The following is a 19,597-nucleotide window of genomic DNA, read 5'->3' as shown; positions in this document are numbered from 1 at the left end:
CGGTCCGCCTGAATATCGCATCGTCGACAAGCCGGCGGATCTGCACCCGGCTGCGCTGTTCTCTGTAGAGGAGAATGATCATGCGATACACACTGTTGTTCGAACGTCGCAAAGACGAATTGCTGCTGGTCGCTCGTGTGTTCCTGATGGCCTTGTTCGTCATCTTCGGCTTGGACAAATTCCTCAATTTTTCGGGTACTGCCCAATACATGGCTGCGGTGGGCTTGCCGTTACCCACGTTGGCTGCCTTCAGTGCGCTCGTCATGGAGTTCTTTGTGGGCCTGGCCATCCTGATCGGCTTTTACACCCGGCCGCTCGCGCTTGCCTTGGCCTTGTACACCTTGATCACTGCCCTGATCGGCCATCGATACTGGGCACTGACCGGTGGATTGCGTCTGGACACCATGATCCATTTCTACAAGAACATGAGCATTGTCGGTGGCCTTTTGCTGCTGTGTACGACGGGCCCAGGCAGGTATTCTGTCGATCGGCGGTAGTGAGTCGTGCCGGCTTGCTCGGCGCTGATGTGATCGCGGCGTTCTGCGCGGCGTGGGGGCACAGTGACCATTCAACAGGACCGAGATGATTACACCCGAACGCATCATGGCATGGGCGATACCGGGCTTCTTCGTGTTGATCGGTATCGAGTTGTGGGTCGCAAGGTGGCGTGGTCGCGATGTGTATGCCATCAATGATGCGATCAACAGTTTGAGCCTCGGTGTCGTCTCGCAGATCGTCGGCGTCTTCACCAAGTTGTTTACCATCGGCATCTATGCCTGGTGCGCCGCGCATTGGGCGCTGTGGAACTTGCCGGCGAACAGCCTATGGGTCTGGATCAGCGGTCTGCTGCTCTATGACTTGCTTTATTACTGGCTGCATCGATGGGGGCACGAAGTGAACGTGCTCTGGGCAGCGCATGTGGTGCATCACCAGAGCGAGCGTTACAACCTCAGCACCGCCCTGCGCCAAACCGGCAGCGGTTTTTTATTGGGGTGGGTTGTCTATTTGCCGATGGCCCTGCTCGGCTATCCCACGGACGTATTTGCCGTTATCGCGGTGATCGATCTGTTGTATCAATTCTGGGTGCATACCGAAGTGGTCGACCGGCTTGGATGGTTCGATCGCGTGTTTTGTTCACCCTCCAACCATCGCGCGCATCATGCAGTCAATGATCGTTATCTGGACCGCAATTACGGTGGTATCCTGATCCTGTGGGACCGCTTGTTCGGCACCTTCGTGGAGGAGAACGACGACGATCCGCCCATTTATGGTACGCGTTCACCCCTTCAGAGCTGGAATCCGCTGTGGGCGAATGTGGAGGTGTATAGAGCGATGCTCAACGACAGTTGGCATGCGCGTCGTTGGTCGGACAAGTTGCGCGTGTGGGTCAAGCGGCCGGGCTGGCGTCCTGCGGATGTGGCTGTGCGTTTTCCAAAGACAGCGTTCGACATTACCCATGCGCATTACGGGCCGCCGATGTCTTTCGCGTGGACGATTTATTGCGTCGTGCAATTCGCGTTGTTGCTGATGATCGGCGTGCATTTTTTAAATGCCGCGCCCAGCATGAAACTTGCGCATGCCGCCTTGTACGCGATGTATATGGTCTATAGCCTGCTGACGCTTGGATTCCTGATGGAAGGGCGTCGCATCGGTTTGTGGTTGGAGCTGATGCGCACGGTTGGAACGGCCGTCGTGGTGCAGCTTACCGGTCAGTGGTTCGCCATGGCGCACCTTAATCCGATCGCGTGTGGATCGGCGGTTATCGCATTCGGTTCCAGCGCGATTATCGTGCTGTGCATAGCTCGCCCGCCGCGTTGGCATACCGCACAAAAGCCTTTGCAATAAGAGTGCTGCCGGCACCACGCTTTCGCTATGATGGGCTCTTTCGCGATCGGGGAGTCCTAGGCGATGCGCTTTCTAAGCCGGATGCTGCGCCATAAATCTGTCGAGCAATTGCAGACGGAAGTAGATCGTCGCGGCGATTTTCGTCGTGTCCTGGGCTTGTGGCAGCTCACTGCCATCGGTATCGGCGGAATCATTGGTGTAGGCATTTTTGTATTGGCGGGGCAGCAGGCCGCGATGAACGCCGGGCCGGCCGTCGCGCTCAGTTTCATCATTGCGGGCTTTGGCAGTGCATGCGCTGCGTTGTGCTACGCGGAATTTGCTGGACTCATTCCCGTTACCGGCAGTGCCTACACCTATGGCTATGCGGTGCTGGGGGAGTTCGTCGCGTGGGTGATCGGTTGGGACTTACTGCTGGAATACGCATTGGTCGTGGCGGTGGTCGCCATCGGTTGGTCCGGCTATGTGCAGGTGCTGCTGGGTTCGGCGGGGGTTCATCTGCCGGAATGGGCTCAGCAAAGCATGAGCGCGCAGACGATGGAGTATTACCTGCAGCAGCTCTTTGGTGTGCACGGCGGACAAGCGATCGCGGGACCCAGCGATGCGCATCGTTTCAACGTGATTGCCGCGGCGATTTCGCTGCTGGTGGCTGCATTATTGACCATTCGAACGGAGTGGGGCGCGCGCTTCAATACGCTGGTGGTAGCGATCAAGGTGGTGGGCGTGTTGCTGGTGGTCGGCGTGGGTGTTTTTTATATTCGCGCGGCAAACTGGCAGCCATTTATTCCGGCACGCGTGATCGATGCGCAAGGCGTTGGGCATTTCGGCTGGGCGGGTGTACTCACGGGCGCGAGCGTGGTGTTCTTTGCGGTGTTCGGTTACGACACCTTGACCACGGCGGCGGAGGAAGCTAAGCATCCGCAACGCGATCTGCCGCGCGCGGTATTGCTTTCGCTGGCGGTGGCCATGGTGCTGTATATCGCTGTCTCGCTGGTGCTGACCGGTATCACGCACTACAGCAATCTGGGCGGTGACGCGTCGGTGTCGCAGGCATTTGAATCGATCGGATTGCATTGGGTGAGCGTGACGATCGCGGTCGCTGCAGTCATCGGCGTGACGAGCGTGCTGTTCGCCTTCATGCTCGGCGCTGCACGCATCTGGTTCGCGTTGGCTCGCGACGGCTTGTTGCCGGCGTGGTTTGCGCACATCCATCCGCGCTTCGGCACGCCGGCGCGGCCAACGGTGATCCTGGGCGTGTTTACCGCCTTGGTGGCGGGTTTGTTGCCGATTGGCGAGGTGGCCGAACTGGTGAATATCGGCACGCTCAGCGCCTTCATCATTATTTGCACCGCCGTGTTGGTGTTGCGGCTGCGCAAGCCACACATTGCGCGCAGTTTCCGCGCACCTGCGCTGGCCCTGGTCGCGCCGCTGGGCGTGTTGTTTTCGCTGCTGCTGATCTTCGGCGTACCGTGGTCAGATGCACAAGGCTGGCACCGCACTGGCGGCCTGCCGTGGATTACCTTCGAGCGTTTCATCATCTGGATGGTGCTGGGCTGCCTGATCTATTTCGGTTACGGGATGCGACACAGCAAGCTCGAACACGAATAGGCAATTTGATGCACCGCGGCACCGCAGGGGTGCCGTCAATATCACCCTTGCAGTGCGCAACATGACCTCTGGCAGGGGAAGTGCCCCAGGGTTTTGGCTCTACCATCGCAGGCATACCGCCCGATGAGCGGTCGTCATCATTCTGCCGTCCCTGCAGGCGTGTCTGCCTGGACGACACCTGCCGGAGTCATTGCGTGAAGCCCACATCCTTGCGTCTGAGCCTGCTTGCCGCCGCCGTCGTGGCGGCGTGTTCCTTGTCGTTCACCGCTGCCGCACAGTCGGATTTGCAAGCGGCGTTTTCCGGTGACGTGCCGGCGCCCGTCGATCAGCCCTACGCGGGCATGTTGACGGTGAATGTGGATCTTACCGACGCGGCCAAGCGCATTTTCCGTTCGCACGAAACCATTCCGGTGAAGTCCGGGCCGCTCACGCTGTTCTATCCGAAATGGATTCCCGGCGAACATGCGCCGTCGGGCCCGGTGTCGAACGTGGCCGGCCTGATCATCACGGCCAACGGCAAGCAGCTGCCGTGGCGCCGCGATCTGCGCGAGATGTACGCCATTCACGTGGATGTGCCGGAGGGTGTGAGCCAGCTCGATCTCCAATTCCAGTTCCTCTCGCCCGGCGAAGGCGAGGGCAGCAACTTTGGCGCGAGCGTGTCCACCTCGCCGAATCTGGCCGATATGGAATTCAATCAGGTGGCGTTCTATCCCGCCGGTTACTACACGCGGCAGATCCAGATCCAACCGACCGTGGAATTGCCGCAAGGCTGGCAGTTCGGCTCTGCGTTGGAGGTGGATAGCCGGTCGGGTAACACCATCCACTTCAAGCCGCTGAGCTTCAACAATTTCGTTGATTCACCGATGATCGCCGGTGCCTATTTCAACCGCGTCGACCTCACGCCCAAGGGCGGCACAACGGTGCATTTGAACGTGGTGGGTGATTCGGCCAAGGCGGTGAAGCTCACCGACAAGCAGCTCCAGCAGCAGCGCAACGTGGTCGCCCAGACCAACTTCCTGTTCGGCGCACATCACTATTCGCATTACGACTTCCTGCTCACGCTGTCCGATCACACCGGGCATTTCGGCCTGGAACACCATCAGTCCAGCGACGATCGTCTGCCGGAAGATTTCTTCACCGACGACGACATGCATTTGGTTGCCGCCAGCCTGATGCCGCACGAATTCGTGCACTCGTGGAACGGCAAATTCCGTCGCCCGGCCGATTTGTGGACGCCCAACTTCAACGTGCCGATGCAGGATGATCTGCTGTGGGTGTACGAAGGGCTTACCGATTACTGGTGCGGCGTGCTCACCGCGCGTGCGGGCTTGTGGACGCCGGACCAGTATCGCGACTCCATGGCCAACATTGCCGCCTCGATGACCTATCGCACCGGCCGCGCGTGGCGTTCGCTGCAGGATACCGCCGATGCCGCGCCGCTTACGTACTACGGGTCGGAAAGCTGGATCAACTGGATCCGCGACACGGATTTCTATCCGGAAGGCCAATTGCTGTGGCTGGACGTCGACACCAAGATCCGCGACCTCAGCGGCGGCAAGCACTCGCTGGATGATTTCGCGCATGCCTTCTATGGCATGGACAACGGCAGCTACGTCACCAAGACCTACACGTTCGATGACGTGGTCAAGACGCTCAACCAGGTGCAGCCGTTCGACTGGGCGAAGTTCCTGCGCGATCGTCTGGATTACACCGGCGGTGACCTGCCTGAGCATGGCATCGAACGCGGCGGCTGGAAGCTGGTCTTTGACGACAAGCCCAACGGCGAGGAAAAGGCGATGGCGAGCCTGCGCCACGGTGGTGTCAACCTGGCCTATTCAATCGGCTTGATCATCAACGGCAAAGGCCGCATCGGCGACGTGCAGTGGAACGGGCCGGCGTTCAAGGCAGGCCTGGTGCCGGATATGACCATCGTCGCGGTCAACGGGCACGATTTCTCCGCCGATGCCATCAAGGATGCGGTCACCGCCGCCAAGACTTCCTCGGCGCCGATCGAGCTGCTGGTGAAGAACGTGGATGTCTACAGCACCGTGAAGATCGACTACCACGAAGGCCTGCGCTATCCGCACCTGGTGCGTGCCGAAGGCAAGGATCTGATCGGGGCGATCGTGACGCCGCGTACCAAGTAATTACTCGGCTGGGACATGGAAGACGCGAGCTTCGCTCGCGTCACCCCACCCTAACCCTCCCCTGCAAGCAGGGGAGGGGATGGTTTCTCGCAGTGACTAAACCTGAGCGGAGCAGCTGCCGTGAGTCGGGTCGGTGCTATGCATGCGCTCCCTCCCGTGCGTGTAGTAGGGGAGGGTTGGGGTGAAGCCATCTTGCGCTGATACCAATACAACGCGAGCTTCGTTCGCGTCACCCCACCCTAGCCCTCCTCTGCAAGCAGGGGAACGGTTTCTCGTAGTGAATAGACCTGAGCGGCGCAGATGCCGTGAGTCGGGCCGATGCTGTGCATGCGCTCCCTTTTTTGTGTGCAGTAGGGGAGGGTTGGGGCGGGGTGAAGCCATCTTGCGGTGATACTGACGCGACGCGAGCTCCGCTCACGTCACCCCTCCCCACCCTAACCGCAGGGAGGGGCTTCGAGTCGAAGGTGCCATCAAGCCCCGCAAATACCTGCCGATATCTGTTTCGAGGGGACGAGCCTGGGCGGTATATGACCGGTTTCTGGAAACGATTGTTTGTGCATGAAGAGCCAGCCAAAGAGCGGCCGCGCTTCAGCGTGGTGCTGCCATGGCCCGAAGATCAGCCCCCACCGGAGGCGCCGGCGCCTGCATTGAGCAGCGCCGATGTGCAGGACTGGTTCTATCGCCTGGTGCTCGGCATGCCCGGTTCGGATGTCGTGGATTCGCGGCCGCAGGAGCAGGTCATGCTGCGGCGCCTGGACGAGCTGTGCGGCGGCGATCGCTTCGACATTTCCACCCTGCCGCGCCTGCCGGAGGTGCTGCCGCAGCTGCTGCGCCTGCTAAAGAGCGAAAACTCCGACGGCACCAAGGTTGCCAAGTTGATCGGCCGCGACCCGGTGCTGGTGGGTGAAGTGATGCGCGTAAGCCGTAGTGCGCATTACCGCACCGCGCGCCCGATCAGCAGCCTGCAGCACGCCGTGGTGTTGTTGGGCCATGACGGTCTGCGCCAGATGGTCACGCAGCACGTGATGAAGCCGATCCTCCAGGCCAGCGCCGGCATGCTCGGCCACGCCGCGGGCCAGCGTCTGTGGGATCACGCCGAGCGTTGTGCGCACGCCTGCATGTACCTGGCCAAAGGGCAGGGCGATCCGTTCGAAGCGTATCTTGCCGGCGTGGTGTGCAATGCCGGTGTCGGCGCAATGATTCGCGTGCTCGACCAAGAAGCCCCGCCGACGCTGGGCGTGTTCAGTCGCGCTTTCCTGAGCAATTACGTATATCTGGCCAACCATTTGTCGCTGCGTGCCGCCAGACATTGGGAATTGCCACCGAACGTGATCGAAGCCTTGCGCGAGCGCCTTGAAGTGCGCGCGCGTGCACCCGTCACCGAACTGGGCAATGCGCTGCTCGCCGCCGATCATCTGTCGATGATCCAGATGCTGGCCGACAATCATGTGATCGATCGCGCCACGCCTCCGGCGCAATCGCGCGCGGATCGCTTGCCGGATGTGTTGGTGGAGCGCGCGCAGCAGGAATTGCGGCGGGCATTTCGGCCACAGTGAGCATCCCGTCGTCCCGGCGACGGAATACAACGCTTACGGCAGCAGCGATGGCACCGTCAATCGTTCCTCGAAGGCCTTGGGCGTCATCGCCGCGCCGAACAAGAAGCCCTGCATCTGCGAGCATCCGGCTTCGCGCAGAAACGCGCTTTGCAGTTCCGTTTCCACACCTTCGGCGATCACGTCTTTGTTGAGGCTGCGCGCCATCGCGATGATCGCGCTGGTGATCGCAGCGGTTTCCGCGTCCTGCGTGATGTCGCGCACGAAGGCACGGTCGATCTTCAGGGCATCGACAGGGAAATGCTTGAGGTAGGAGAGGCTGCTGTAGCCCATGCCGAAATCGTCGAGCGACAAGCGCACACCGCGCTGGCGGATGCGACGCAGCAGGCGGATGGTGCCGTCGCCGCCGGTCATCATCGTGCGCTCGGTCAGTTCCAACTCCAGCAGGCTGGGGTCCAGGCCGGTTTCATTGAGGATGCCGTCCATCCGCTCATAGAAACCGGCGTACTGAAATTGCAGTGGTGAGACGTTGACCGAGATCGGCAGCGGGCGACCATCGCGCTGCCATGCGCGTGCTTGCAAACACGCTTCGCGCAATGCCCAGGTACCGATGGAAACGATCAGGCCGGTGTCTTCGGCCACCGGAATGAACTGATCCGGCGTGAATGCTTCCACACCATTCACATGCAGGCGAAGCAGCGCTTCGGCACCGACGATGTGGCCGTACTGGGCATCCACCTTCGGTTGATAGCGCAAGGCAAGCTCCCCATGTGCCAGGGCGTGGCGCAGCACGTCTTCGATGCGTTGGCTGGCAGCGGAGCGCTGGCTCATCTCCGGTGCGTAGAAGCGGTAGCCGTGACGGCCCTGCGTCTTTACTTCATACATCGCCGCATCGGCGTTGCGCACGAGCGCATCCGGTTCGGTACCGTCGTGCGGAAACAGGCTGATGCCGATGCTGGCGCGGATATCGAGCGGCGGCAGATGCGAAACTTGCGTCTGCATGCAGGCGTCCAGCAAGCGTTGGGCGAAGCCCGCCGCTTCATCCGTATCCTCCACACGAGGGAGCAGTACCACGAACTCATCGCCGTTGTAGCGAAACGCCATATCCTCGCTGTCGCGCAACGTGCTGCGGATCTGCTGCGCGACCGCCTGCAGCACCTGGTCGCCCACGCCATGGCCGAAGGTATCGTTGATGCGGCGGAAGTGGTCCAGATCGATGTAGAAGATGCCGCACTGACGGTGACGTTGCATGGCCATCGCCATGGCCTGCTCGATGCGCGCATACAGCAGGCTGCGATTGGGTAGTCCCGTGAGCGAGTCGTGCTGCGCAAGCTGGATCAGCTTCAGCGCCAGCGTGCGGTTTTCACTGATGTCATGGCATACGAGTACGCCGCCGGTGACGGTGCCGGTGTGATCGTGGATGAGCGCGGTCGAGGTTTCGATAGGGGTTTCGAAACCGTTGCGGTGAAGCAGAATCGCGCGCCCGCTGAAATCCACCAGGGTGTTGCGTCGCATCGCCTGGCGCAGCGGATTGTCCAGCGGTTGCCGATTGTTGATGTCGCGCAGGCGGAACACATCATCCAGCGAACTACCCTTGGCTTCGGCGTTGGACCAGCCGGTCATCGCCTCGGCAATGGGGTTGAGCGAGGTGATGAGGAGTGAGATATCGGTGGTAATCACTGCATCACCGATCGAATTCAACGTCACTTCGGCGAGCTGGCGTTCGCGAAACAGCGCCTCTTCGTATTGCTTGCGCTTGGTGATGTCCTGCACCTGGCTCACCAGGTAGTTGAGCTGCCCGGCTTCGCTGCGTACCTGCGAGACGCTGAGCTGTACGTGCACGATGTGGCCGTCGCGGTGGATGTAGCGCTTCTCGGTCTGGAACGCTTCACGCTTGCCGCTCATCACCTGCGCGCACAGCGCCTCGCTCAGCGGGAGGTCGTCCGGGTGAGTCAACTCGCGCCAGGTAATGGTGCGCAGCTGCGTTTCGGTATAGCCCAACATGTCGCACAACGCGGCGTTCACGCGCTGATAGCGTCCATCCGGAAGGGTCATCGCCATGCCGATCGCAGCATGTTGGAAGGCCTGCGAGAAGCGCTGCTCGCTTTCGCGCAATTGTTCTTCCAATGCGTGGCGTTCGGTGATGTCGGTGAATACGGTGAGTACGCCGCGCAGGCGGCCGGTTTCGTCGCGATCGGGCGTGAAGCTGCCATGCACGTAGCGCTGTTGCGGGCGACTGAAAAGCTGCCCTTCGTAGCTGGAATCGTGGCCGCTCAGTGCCTGCAGCAGCGCGGCGCGCACGCGCAGGTAGCTTTCCGGATCGAGCACCTCGACGACCGCGCGGCCCATGATGTCGCCCGGGTCGATCTCGAACCAGCGGCGATGCGCCTCATTGGCAAAGACAAAGCGCTCCTGCGGGTCGATATAGGTAATGAGCGCGGGCACGCTCTGCACGACATGCGCGAGCAGCGGGTTCCCGGACCAGGGGTCCTCGGGATGGCCTTCGGCGGGGAGCCTCGGTTTGGACATGCGGTTCCGGGTTGACCGTGTGTTCACACATCATGCGCCGATTGGCGTCGGCTTTGAACGAGCCGACAGTACGCGTTTTTCAGAAAAGAGAAAGCGGCCTCATCCTTAAGGTGTTCGCCATCAATGCAGCGCGATGGCCGGGGCACCCAGCCGCCCGCTTTCGTCGAGCTGAATACGGCCGAGCGCATGCAGCTCGCTGGGGGCGTCGAAGCGGTCGGCCAGCACCGTTACCAATGAACCGAGCGCCGCCGGTCGCAGGGGATACCCATGGGCCAGCACGTGAGCGTGGCCCGCCGCCCCACGCTGGGCCACGGTCACCGCCACCACGCCCAGGCCGGCCGCTTCGTGGGCAAACAAAGCGGGCCGATCGTAGGCCGGGTCTGGCTGCGCCAGAATCTCCGCGAGCCAGCCTTCTTCCCGTCCGATCTGGACGGCCGATTCGCCATCCAGATAGAGCGGCAGGCTATGCGCCTCCAGCAGCGCTGCGTACTGACGCAACTCGAACACCGCGCCGGCGAAGGCGTGGCTGCGCTCGGCGCCATCGCCGTTGTGCGCGGCCAGCCATTGCGCCGGCGATTGCATCCAAGCCTTGCCGTCGGCGTAGCGCAGCGCAAGACCGCGCGCGCTGAGTGCGTTTTCTTCACGGTAAGGTGTGAGCATCGCCGCTTCCAGCAGTTGCCACAGCGGCGCCAGATTGACGTGCTCGTATTGCACGCAGGTCAGCGCGAGCAGGTCGTTGCGGCTGAGGTAGCGCGCATGTTCCAGGCGGATGCCGACGTGGCGCATCAGCCAGTCGGCGGTTTGCGCACCGGCCTCACCGCGGCCGATCAGCTCCACTTCCAACTGCTCGGACAGGGCCGCGGCCAGGTCCTCCGGCGCCAGCAGGCTCAAGGGCAAAAAGCGCATGGGGCCGTCCGCGTAGGCCGGATCGGGCTCCAGCGGCAGGGCGGGCATATGGCCGCCGTGATGGCCGAATGCCACCACGTTTTCGAGCTGGCCGCGGGGAATTCGCCGCGCGAGCTCATCCAGCGTCGCCCACGCGGGGAAGCCTGGACGCAGCAGTTCGACCGCATCGAACAGTGCCCCGCCCAAGGTCAGTCGGGCTTGGGCCACGGCGGGTACCAGCCGATGTAGGTCGTCGGCGACCAGCGCGGCCAGCTCAGCGGCCCCGTCGCGGCTCAGGGTCAACTGCTGCGGGTGCTCGCCCGGGGCGAGTTCCAGGGCCAGGACGACGGGCAACGCTTGCAGCACACCTGTGGATTCCACGCGATCACACCACCAAAAAAAGACCGTAAGTCTAACATTCGCTGATCGGCGGCCCCTGCGGGCTTTCGCCAGGCAGCCGAGCGGGTTAGCCTTGCAGGTCGGTGCAAGGGTGGATTACTTGAGACTATGGAGAACACGCAGCAGCGCGTTGGCGTCATCGGTGGTGTACGTATCCCGTTCTGTCGCAACAACACTGCCTATGCGGACGTCGGCAACTTCGGCATGTCGGTGAAGGTGCTGGGCGCGCTGGTCGAGCGTTTCGGGCTGCATGGGGTGGAGCTGGGCGAAGTGGCGATGGGCGCGGTGATCAAGCACCCCTCCGAATGGAATCTCGCGCGCGAAGCCCTGCTCAGTTCCGGGCTGGCGCCGACCACGCCGGGTATCACCACCGCCCGTGCCTGCGGCACCTCGCTGGATAACGCCATCCTCATCGCCAACAAGATCGCGGCCGGCCAGATCCAGGCCGGCATCGCCGGCGGCTCCGATACCACCAGCGACGTGCCGATCGTGTACAGCACGCGCCTGCGCAAGCGCCTGCTGGCCGTCAACCGCGCCAAAACGCCGATGGATAAGCTGAAAACCGCCGTACGCGGTTTTTCTTTGAGCGAATTGAAACCTGCGTTTCCCGGCGTGGCCGAGCCACGGACCGGCATGTCGATGGGCGAGCACTGCGAAAAGATGGCGCGCGAGTGGCACGTCGGGCGTGAAGATCAGGATCGTCTCGCACTGGAAAGCCACCGCAAACTCGCCGCCGCCTACGAGGCGGGCTTCTTCGACGACCTGGTGGTGCCGTTTCGTGGCGTGAAGCGCGATGGTTTTTTGCGCGCGGACTCCACCATGGAAAAGCTCGCCTCACTCAAGCCTGCGTTCGACAAGAGCTCGGGCTTGGGCACGCTGACCGCCGGCAATTCCACCGGTCTTTCCGATGGCGCTGCTACCGTGCTGCTCGCCAATGACGCGTGGGCGGCCGCGCGCGGCCTGAACATTCAGGCGTATCTGCGCGATGCCGAAGTGGCTGCGGTGGATTTCGTGCATGGCGAGGGCTTGCTGATGGCGCCGACCATCGCCGTGCCACGCCTGCTCGCGCGCAACGGTTTGACCTTGCAGGATTTCGATTTCTTCGAAATCCACGAAGCCTTCGCTGCGCAGGTGCTGTGCACGTTGCGCGCGTGGGAGTCAGCCGATTACTGCAAAAATCGGTTGGGCCTGGATACGCCGTTTGGACGCATCGATCCGGACAAGCTCAATATTCACGGTTCCAGCCTTGCGGTGGGTCATCCGTTTGCGGCCACCGGTGCACGCATCGTCGCCACGTTGGCGAAGATGCTCGAACAGAAAGGTTCGGGCCGCGGCTTGATCTCCATCTGCACCGCCGGCGGCATGGGCGTGACGGCGATTCTCGAACGGCCGTAATGCCGCGATTGCGCACCACGGCCGGTTTGAGCTTGCTGGCGTTGGTCGTCGGCGTGGCAGGCACTGCATGGCTCAGCGATCAAACTTATCGGCACGTGGCGTGGAAGGCTGCGCCGCATCGCGCGTCGGTAGCGCACGTGATGCACCGGGGGGCCACGCATACACGACATGTCACGGCGCGCAACCCGTACACATCGATGCAAGCACACGCGGCTACTACGGCCGCTGCCAACGACGCGCTGATTCCGGTATCGATGCCGGTGACGTCGGTGCCGGTTGCGCGCATGGAAAGCCATGCGGTGGGCGAGCTGGTGCTGCATCTGCGCGTTGACGGGCAAGGGCAGGTCATCGATGCGTTCGTCGCGCAAAGCAGCGGCGATGCGGTGCTGGATGCGAATGCGATAGCGATGGCAAGGCGCTGGCGGTTCGCCGTGTCGGCGGATCGTCCGCAAGGTATGAGTGGGGATTTGCCGATGCGCTTTACTGGGGTGTCTGCGCGGTTGGCGCAGGTGCGGTGAGGTGCACCGATGCTTTGTAGTTGTGCCCTCCCCTACGTGCAGTAGGGGAGGGCTGGGGTGGGGTGAAGCAACCTCGCGGTGATATCGACACGACGCGAGCAGCGCTCGCGTTACCCCACCCTAACCCTCCCCTGCAAGCAGGGGAGGAAACTGTCCCATGCAGCAACGCATTGCGCTACTCAGCTATACCGACTAATGCGCCCGCTGCTCCGCAAACGAAAAAACCTGATCGGCCCATTGCGTCGCTTCGTAATACGCACCGGCCATCTTGCGAATGTTTTGCGGCTGCATCTGCATGGTCTGCAGATTGCCGGCTTCCCAGGCGTAGATCTGGCTCAGCAGTGGCGCGAACGGGCCGCGATCTTCCACCAGCGCTTCGCGGATTTCCGGTGCCAGCGGCAAGTGGCTCAGCACGAATTCCATCGGCGCGCACAGCAGTGTGTCGAGCAGGGAAAGCAGCCCGGCCATGAACGCCATTTCCTGTTGCCCGGCGGACATGCCGTGCGCCAGTTTTTCACACATGTGCGCGCGTATCAGCGCGGTGCGCAGCAATTCCGGCGGCCGGTCGTCCGTGCTTGCCAGTGCCATGGTGTAGATCCAGTTGCGCAGGCGCGCGACCCCGAAAAAGATCGCCGCTTGTTGTATCGACTTCAATTGCCGCGGCAGCGCGAAGTAAGCGGAATTGACGCAACCGAGCAGCTTGTAGCTGAGCACCGCATCGTCGCGGATGATATCGCCCAGCTCCACCGGGCCGGCATTGCCGTCCTGCAAGGCGCTCATCAAGCGCAGCAGGCTCAGGCGACTGGGTGTGAGCACCGGCACTTCGATCTGCTGTGGCACCAGCAGATAGCGGCCCTGGATTGCCTGGAAGGGAAGATTCTTGCAGTGTCCGTAGGTGAGGTGATCATCGACGTTGCCGGCGATGACGCCCAGGCCGCGCTCATATAGCTGCTTGCAGCGCTCAGCGAGCACGTCGGCGCTGAGTTTCTTCGCGTCGATGCGCACATAGCGCGCGAGGCGCAGCAGCGGCTCCAGCGCACCATGCGGTTCGCTCGCGTTAGGATCGGTGCTGCCCAGATCCAGCAGCAGTGGACAATTGCGCAGTGCCAGTTGTTGCAGGCGCTGCAGTACGGCCGTATCGCGTACGTGAATCGGATCGATGATCAAGCCCAGGCGCGGCGTGTGCGCGAAGATGTCGGTCTGTTCCAGCAGCAGCATGCGCGGCAGGCGCATGAACGCGCGGTTGCCGCGCACCAGTCGGGTGATTGCGCCATCGGTGATGCCAGAAAGGACACTGCCTACCAGTGTGGTGTCGGCGTCGGAACCTGCGCCTTGTCGGTAGAACACCAGCTCGTAGGCGAACAGTTCTTCCTCTTGATCCAACATCGGGCTTCGCACCACCGGCAACAGCATTTCGGTGAGCGAGACGGGTTCCTTACTTGAAGGAGCCGTCGAGGAAGCTACTGTACTCGTCGTCATGGTATGGATTACCGCATCAAGTGTGGAGCACGTGCTACCGCTAACGGTTTGATCGCGAGTAGCTCAGGCCAAGCACGAAGGTTGCGGTGATGTGCGGGCTGCCCCCCTCGCTGCTCGCCGCGTGTCCCCCGGTGTTGCGAATGGTTGGATCGGTGGTGTCGCAGTCGCCCTCGGTCACTCAGGCCTGCGCCAATTGCACGGAGCGATGCGTATCCTTGAGCGCGCCGTTTTGTCCGTAGGTGCCTGTTTGCGCCTCGTTGCCGGTCAACACCGCCAGGGCCCGCCGCACTTGCGTCAGGCGTTGGCCGACCAGCGCGCCGTTGCGCTGGTTTTTATCGCGGCACGCGGTCAGCGACTTCAGCAGTTCGCGCCATTGCGCGTCCACCTGCTGCGCTGCTTCGGCACTGGTGCTGCAAAGGTGCAGGCGTTCCACGTCCAGTTGCTCGAGCCTGCGCATCAGCATCTGTTTGGCTTCGCCGGCGCGATTGAGCGCTTTGGCGTCGGCGCCGGTGAGCGCTTCGCGTTCTTCGTCCAGCACGTGGATGAGCTGTGCGGTGGTCGCGCTCATCTCGTCCAGGACGGCGCGCAGCGCGTCGCCGAGTTCGGCCTGCAGATTCGGGCTCATGGCATGGACTTCTTCACTTCAGACGTTGATCACTTGGTGCCGCCGATCTGGCCTTCCATCGACACAAGGCTGTTGGCAATGGCGTGCGGGTCGACCTTGTAGGTGCCGGCCGCCAGCGATTGCTTGATCTGCTCCACCTTCGCGGTGTCGACCGGTGCGTCGGCGCCGCTGGCCTGCTGCAGGGCGCGGGCCGAATCGGTGAGCTGCACGCTGTCGTTCGCCTGCGTCGTCGACGTGCCGGCGGTGGCGGTGGTGTTCGAAGCCTGGCTGGCGCTGCTGTCCGCGTTGCCGGTGGCAAGCGGAAGTTGCGGTAAGCCATTGGAAGAAATAGTGGTATTCATGGCGCTTGGCGTTCTCTCTCGATATGCCCTGGGATGGGTATCGGCGTCCCCCAAGAAAACTTGAATCTGCCGAATGAGCTCAGTATGTCAGGTGGATCGGGGGTTCAGGTTCACGGCAGCGCCTGGACCTGGCCGGCCCCGATCACCACGCCCTGGATGATCCGGCCAGAGTTGTCGTTGCGCACCCGCAGGTCGGCGCCGGTGTCCCCGCCGTCCAAGGCCATGCCACGGGTGCGCACTTCGATGCCATCCACCTGTGCCACCAGTTCCACGTCCTGGCCGGCATGCACGGTCTGGCGTCCGTTGAAGTCGCCCGGTTCCAGCACCACGCTGGCAATCAGCGGCCGGCCCAGCGAATGGCCCAGGATCTGATCGAGGCTTTCGATATAGCCATAGCCCAGCCGCGCAATGTCGCGTTCTTCGCTGTGCACGTCGGCGGGGCCGAGGATGTCGCCGCGCGCCAGGGGGTGATTGCTGACCAGCACATTGCGGAATACCTGCATCTGCACCGGCACCTGGATCGTCCAGCCCGGATTGACGGGGCAGCTCACCGCCACCGCCACGCGCGAGGGCGTGCCCTGACGCATCGGCACGCGGGCCTGCAACGCATGGGGGCAGGATGCCAAACGCAGGCGCGCACTCAGCCGAGTGGGCACGATCACCACGCGGCTGCCGGCGGTGCCGTATTGCGTGCGTACGGCTTGTTCGGCGGCCGCGCGCAGGGCGGCGGGAGTGGTGTCGGCGTGGGCGGCGTTGATGAGCGCGAGCAGCAATACGGCCACGCAGTAGCTCTCTCTCCTTCGGGGAGAGAGAGCGGAGCGCGCGAACGTCAAGCGCCTGAAGAAACTCATGCGCTCTCGTCCGCCAGAATCATCGACAACTGGCTGTTGATCGCTTCGCGCTCGCTTTCCAGTTTGTCGGACATCTGCGCGGCCAGTTCGAATTGGCCGTTGGCGAGCAGTTCGAGGAACGCTTCTCCCTGTTCGCGCAGGCGCGTGGCCGATTCGTGCAGGCTCGCGCTCGAAGGATGATCGCCACGGCGCGCGGTAAGCCGGTCGAGGCTGCGCCTGAGTACGTCGGTATCGAACCAGCGCCGGTCGAGCGACGTGGGTTCCTGCAATGCCAGTTCCATGCTCTGGCGCAGGCCGGTCACCGATTCGCGCACGGTCAGGCTGAGGCTGGCGATGTCGTTGCCGCTTTCGCCCTCCAGCCAGCCCAGGCACAGGCGGTGTGCCAGCGCCGCGGCGCGGCCGAGGGCTTCGCCATGGCGGCGTGAGTCGTACGCGCGGCGTTGCAAGGCGCCCAGGGTGGCTTTGAGGGTCGTGGCGCGCACATGCACGGCATCCTGACCTTCGCGCAGCGAGCGCAGACGCGTAACGATGCCGTGCAGGTTGTCGCTGCCCTGCTGCAAGGTGCGTTCGGTTTCGGTCACGCCGGTCTGCGCGCGCTCCAGGCGCTGCAGGCTCTGCTGTACGTTGCCGTTCATCTGCAAGGAGAATTCACCGATCGAGCTGGTGACGGTTTCGATTTCCGCCGTGGCCTGCGCGGTTTTCTCCGCCAGTTGCTTCACTTCGTCGGCCACCACGGCGAAGCCGCGGCCGGCATCGCCGGCGCGCGCCGCTTCGATCGCGGCGTTCAACGCAACCAGGTTGGTTTGATGGGCGATGTCCTGCACGTTGGTGGTGAGCGCGCGGATCTGCGCCACTTGCTGGGTCAGCAGGCTCTGGCTCTGGTTCATCGCCGACAGCGCGCTGCGCAGCAGGCGCAGCTGGCCGTTGAGTTCGCTGACGTTGGCCGAACTGTGCTCGCCGGCCTTGGTGGCCTGGTCGACACCACCCTGCGCCTGTTGCAGCAGCGCGGACATGCCGGCGCTACCCTCCGTCAACTGTCCGACGCTGTCGCGGCTCTCGCCGATCGATTGTTCCAGCGCGGATTGTTCGCGATGCAGGTTCTGCGCGTGGGTCAGCACCAGGCTTTGCTGTTCCAGCGATTGCAATGCCACGGCCGCCGGCGCGCGCGGCGCCAGCCGCGCGAACACCGGTTCGAGCAGTTTGGCCGCGCTGGCGTGCTTGCGGCGCAACCGCGCCAGCTCGGACGTGTTTCCGGCAAGCGCGGCTTGGATCAGGGCGGCCAGGTGCTGGCTGCGAATCAGACTCATGGTTACGCAGTTCCGTTTTTGGTTTTCCAGACATCGGCGGAAACGTCTGAAAGTTGAGGAAGCAAGTGATGTGCCACGTGTCTGTTCCCCCGCGCACTCAAGCGGCGTGCGAATGCGCCGATACCCGATTATCGAAACACGCCAAGAAACCCCCATGAGCACAACGGCGCTGCTGGACAGCGTGGAGAGTCACACCCGGCTGGCCGGCCATAACCGCGTGGCCATGCTGCTGTTTCGCTTGGGCGACAGGCAGTTGTTCGGCATCAACGTGTTCAAGGTGCGCGAAGTGCTGCGCAAGCCGCCAATGGAGCAACTGCCCGGCATGCACGAATGGCTGGCGGGCAGCTTCGACTATCGCGGCAAGACCATTCCGGTGATCGACCTGGCGCAGGCAATGGGTTATCCGGCGCTGCGTGATCTGGACACGGCGCACGTGGTGGTGACCGAGTTCAGTCGTTCGATGCAGGGCTTTCTGGTGGCGGATTTCCAACGCATCGTGCATTGCTCGGGCGAGTCGCTGGAGGCGCCGCCGGTTACGCTCGGTTTTGGCAGCCGCGTCAATGCGGTAAGCCGCTTCGATGGCCAATTGATGGCGGTGGTCGATGTGGAGAACGTGCTGGCCAGCATCGAAGGTGCGCCGGCGGAGGTCTCCTCGCGACTGCAGCACGAAGCGGAGCATCGTGATTTTTCGCCTCGCCGCATCATGGTGGTGGACGACTCGTTCGTCGCGCGCCAGCGCCTGGTCGGCCTGTTCAAGCAGATGAACATCGACTGCGTGATCGCGCAGGACGGGCGCGAAGCGCTGGAGCAGCTTACCGCGATGAGCGAGGGCACCGACGAGCGCATCACGCTGGTGATCTCCGATATCGAAATGCCGCGCCTGGATGGCTACGCCTTGACGCGCGCGATTCGCGAAACGCCTGCGCTGCGCCAGCTCAAGGTGGTGCTGCACAGTTCGTTGAGCGGCATCTTTAATGAGGCGCTGGTGCGCGAGGTCGGCGCCGATCGTTTTATCGCGAAGTTTCAGCCTGACTTATTGGCGAAAACGGTATTGGAATTGATGGACCCGTCAACAAATTGACGGCTGGCGCGGCAATAGGGTGATGTCGGGAATCCGTCCCGACGCGCCGGTATAACGTCGCCACGCTACGGGCGCGATTGGCGCACACAGCCGGAAATGGCTGTGCAATGCGCTTTGCACGGCGTTGTCAAGCCGTGGCATGCAACTTGCTCGAGACCCTTCGCAGGCAACGATCGCTGCGAGGACTCAAGTCATGAGCAACACTCTCGACAATGTATTCGGATTGAACAGCCAGGCGTTGGAGGTTTGGCAGCGCCGGTCCGAAGTGATTGCCTCCAACATCGCCAATGCCGACACGCCCAACTATCAGGCGCGCGATGTCGACTTCCGCCAAGTACTGCAGCAAGCCAGCGGCGGCGATGGGCAGACGCTCGCGTTGAGCGCGCCCTCGGAAGGCCAGGTCAGCACCACCGCGCAATCGGCCGACGCCTTGAAATACCGCGTGCCGCTGCAGCCGAGCATGGACGGCAACACCGTCGATACACAGGTGGAGCAATCCGCATTCGCCAGCAACATGGTGCATTACCAGGCCAGCCTCAGCTTCATCAACAGCACGATCCAAACGTTGCGCCTGGCCATCAACGGGGGAGAGCAAAGCTAATGTCCCTGATGAAGATCTTCGATACCGCCGGTTCTGGCATGGCCGCCGAGTCGCTGCGGCTCAATACCGTGGCCAGCAATCTCGCCAACGCCGACAGCGTCAGCAGCAGCGCCGACTCGGCCTACAAAGCGAAAGAACTCTTGTTTGCGCCCACGCAGGAGAGTGACGGCATCGCCTCGCTGGACAGCGATGGCGTGAACAACGGCGTGCGCATGGTGGGTGTTTCCGAAAGCCAGCAGCCGGTGGAAACGCACTACGAGCCGGGTAATCCCATGGCCGATCAGAACGGCTACGTGTACGGCAGCAACGTCAATCCGATCGATGAACTGGTGAACATGATTTCCGCGTCGCGTTCGTATCAGAACAACGTGGAAGTCATGAACACGACCAAGCAGCTGATGATCAAGACCATCGATCTTGGCAGCTGAGCTTTAAG

General features: G+C 62.5%; 17 protein-coding genes. 10 read left to right on the top strand and 7 right to left on the bottom strand.

Going from position 1 to position 19,597, the window contains the following annotated elements; genetic code table 11:
* The first annotated feature begins 80 nt into the window (after nt 1-80).
* The 5 genes from DWU98_RS08715 to DWU98_RS08695 all read left to right on the top strand — a co-directional run bounded on the left by DWU98_RS08715 (nt 81) and on the right by DWU98_RS08695 (nt 7,153).
* Nucleotides 81-497: a DoxX family protein gene (locus DWU98_RS08715; RefSeq protein ID WP_115495391.1), complete on the top strand. Its 417-nt coding sequence runs from the start codon at nt 81-83 to the stop codon at nt 495-497.
* 85 nt (nt 498-582) lie between these two features.
* Entirely contained in the window at nt 583-1,845 is a 1,263-nt protein-coding gene (locus tag DWU98_RS08710) for a sterol desaturase family protein (protein WP_115495172.1), read from the top strand.
* Nucleotides 1,846-1,908: 63 nt separating this feature from the next.
* Nucleotides 1,909-3,450, top strand: a complete 1,542-nt coding sequence (locus tag DWU98_RS08705) for an amino acid permease (RefSeq protein WP_115495171.1) — start codon at nt 1,909-1,911, stop codon at nt 3,448-3,450.
* 194 nt (nt 3,451-3,644) lie between these two features.
* Nucleotides 3,645-5,597 carry a M61 family metallopeptidase gene (locus DWU98_RS08700; protein ID WP_230474763.1) on the top strand — a complete coding sequence of 651 codons (1,953 nt, stop codon included), beginning with the start codon at nt 3,645-3,647 and terminating at the stop codon, nt 5,595-5,597.
* 527 nt (nt 5,598-6,124) lie between these two features.
* On the top strand, nt 6,125-7,153 hold the full coding sequence (locus DWU98_RS08695) for an HDOD domain-containing protein (protein WP_230474762.1): 1,029 nt from the start codon (nt 6,125-6,127) through the stop codon (nt 7,151-7,153).
* Between the two features lie 33 nt (nt 7,154-7,186).
* Here DWU98_RS08695 and DWU98_RS08690 read toward each other — a convergent pair whose 3' ends face one another.
* Together DWU98_RS08690 and DWU98_RS08685 are read right to left on the bottom strand one after the other, a co-directional pair.
* Complete coding sequence (locus tag DWU98_RS08690) at nt 7,187-9,679, bottom strand: sensor domain-containing protein (RefSeq protein ID WP_115495170.1); 2,493 nt, start codon at nt 9,677-9,679, stop codon at nt 7,187-7,189.
* 120 nt (nt 9,680-9,799) lie between these two features.
* Nucleotides 9,800-10,945, bottom strand: a complete 1,146-nt coding sequence (locus DWU98_RS08685; protein ID WP_115495169.1) for a hypothetical protein — start codon at nt 10,943-10,945, stop codon at nt 9,800-9,802.
* A 126-nt stretch (nt 10,946-11,071) separates the two neighbouring features.
* Here DWU98_RS08685 and DWU98_RS08680 point away from each other — a divergent pair, with 126 nt between their 5' ends.
* Nucleotides 11,072-12,358: an acetyl-CoA C-acetyltransferase gene (locus tag DWU98_RS08680; protein WP_115495168.1), complete on the top strand. Its 1,287-nt coding sequence runs from the start codon at nt 11,072-11,074 to the stop codon at nt 12,356-12,358.
* Complete coding sequence (locus DWU98_RS08675) at nt 12,358-12,876, top strand: energy transducer TonB family protein (RefSeq protein WP_115495167.1); 519 nt, start codon at nt 12,358-12,360, stop codon at nt 12,874-12,876. The genes DWU98_RS08680 and DWU98_RS08675 overlap by 1 nt, the downstream gene beginning before the upstream one ends.
* A 192-nt stretch (nt 12,877-13,068) precedes the next feature.
* Here DWU98_RS08675 and DWU98_RS08670 read toward each other — a convergent pair whose 3' ends face one another.
* The 5 genes from DWU98_RS08670 to DWU98_RS08650 all read right to left on the bottom strand — a co-directional run bounded on the left by DWU98_RS08670 (nt 13,069) and on the right by DWU98_RS08650 (nt 17,479).
* Nucleotides 13,069-14,355 (bottom strand): EAL and HDOD domain-containing protein, encoded by a 1,287-nt coding sequence (locus DWU98_RS08670; RefSeq protein WP_230474761.1) that lies wholly within the window; start codon nt 14,353-14,355, stop codon nt 13,069-13,071.
* A 178-nt stretch (nt 14,356-14,533) separates the two neighbouring features.
* Complete coding sequence (locus tag DWU98_RS08665) at nt 14,534-14,980, bottom strand: flagella synthesis protein FlgN (protein WP_115495166.1); 447 nt, start codon at nt 14,978-14,980, stop codon at nt 14,534-14,536.
* A gap of 29 nt (nt 14,981-15,009) precedes the next feature.
* A complete protein-coding gene (gene flgM / locus DWU98_RS08660; RefSeq protein WP_115495165.1) occupies nt 15,010-15,321 on the bottom strand; it encodes a flagellar biosynthesis anti-sigma factor FlgM in 312 nt (103 codons plus the stop codon).
* Nucleotides 15,322-15,431: 110 nt separating this feature from the next.
* The gene (flgA, locus tag DWU98_RS08655; protein ID WP_158545004.1) at nt 15,432-16,103 is read right to left on the bottom strand and encodes a flagellar basal body P-ring formation chaperone FlgA; all 672 of its coding nucleotides are present in this window, start codon (nt 16,101-16,103) and stop codon (nt 15,432-15,434) included.
* Nucleotides 16,104-16,168: 65 nt separating this feature from the next.
* The gene (locus tag DWU98_RS08650) at nt 16,169-17,479 is read right to left on the bottom strand and encodes a methyl-accepting chemotaxis protein (RefSeq protein ID WP_115495163.1); all 1,311 of its coding nucleotides are present in this window, start codon (nt 17,477-17,479) and stop codon (nt 16,169-16,171) included.
* A 154-nt stretch (nt 17,480-17,633) separates the two neighbouring features.
* Between DWU98_RS08650 and DWU98_RS08645 the strand changes: the two genes are divergently transcribed.
* The 3 genes from DWU98_RS08645 (at nt 17,634) to flgC (ending at nt 19,589) form a co-directional block, all read left to right on the top strand.
* The gene (locus DWU98_RS08645; RefSeq protein ID WP_115495162.1) at nt 17,634-18,560 is read left to right on the top strand and encodes a chemotaxis protein; all 927 of its coding nucleotides are present in this window, start codon (nt 17,634-17,636) and stop codon (nt 18,558-18,560) included.
* A 193-nt stretch (nt 18,561-18,753) separates the two neighbouring features.
* On the top strand, nt 18,754-19,161 hold the full coding sequence (gene flgB / locus DWU98_RS08640; protein ID WP_115495161.1) for a flagellar basal body rod protein FlgB: 408 nt from the start codon (nt 18,754-18,756) through the stop codon (nt 19,159-19,161).
* The gene (flgC, locus tag DWU98_RS08635) at nt 19,161-19,589 is read left to right on the top strand and encodes a flagellar basal body rod protein FlgC (RefSeq protein WP_115495160.1); all 429 of its coding nucleotides are present in this window, start codon (nt 19,161-19,163) and stop codon (nt 19,587-19,589) included. The genes flgB and flgC overlap by 1 nt, the downstream gene beginning before the upstream one ends.
* Nucleotides 19,590-19,597: the final 8 nt, after the last annotated feature.

The organism is Dyella monticola, from assembly GCF_003363155.1.
GTDB lineage: Bacteria > Pseudomonadota > Gammaproteobacteria > Xanthomonadales > Rhodanobacteraceae > Dyella_B > Dyella_B monticola.
This window is presented reverse-complemented; position numbering and strand designations above follow the sequence as displayed.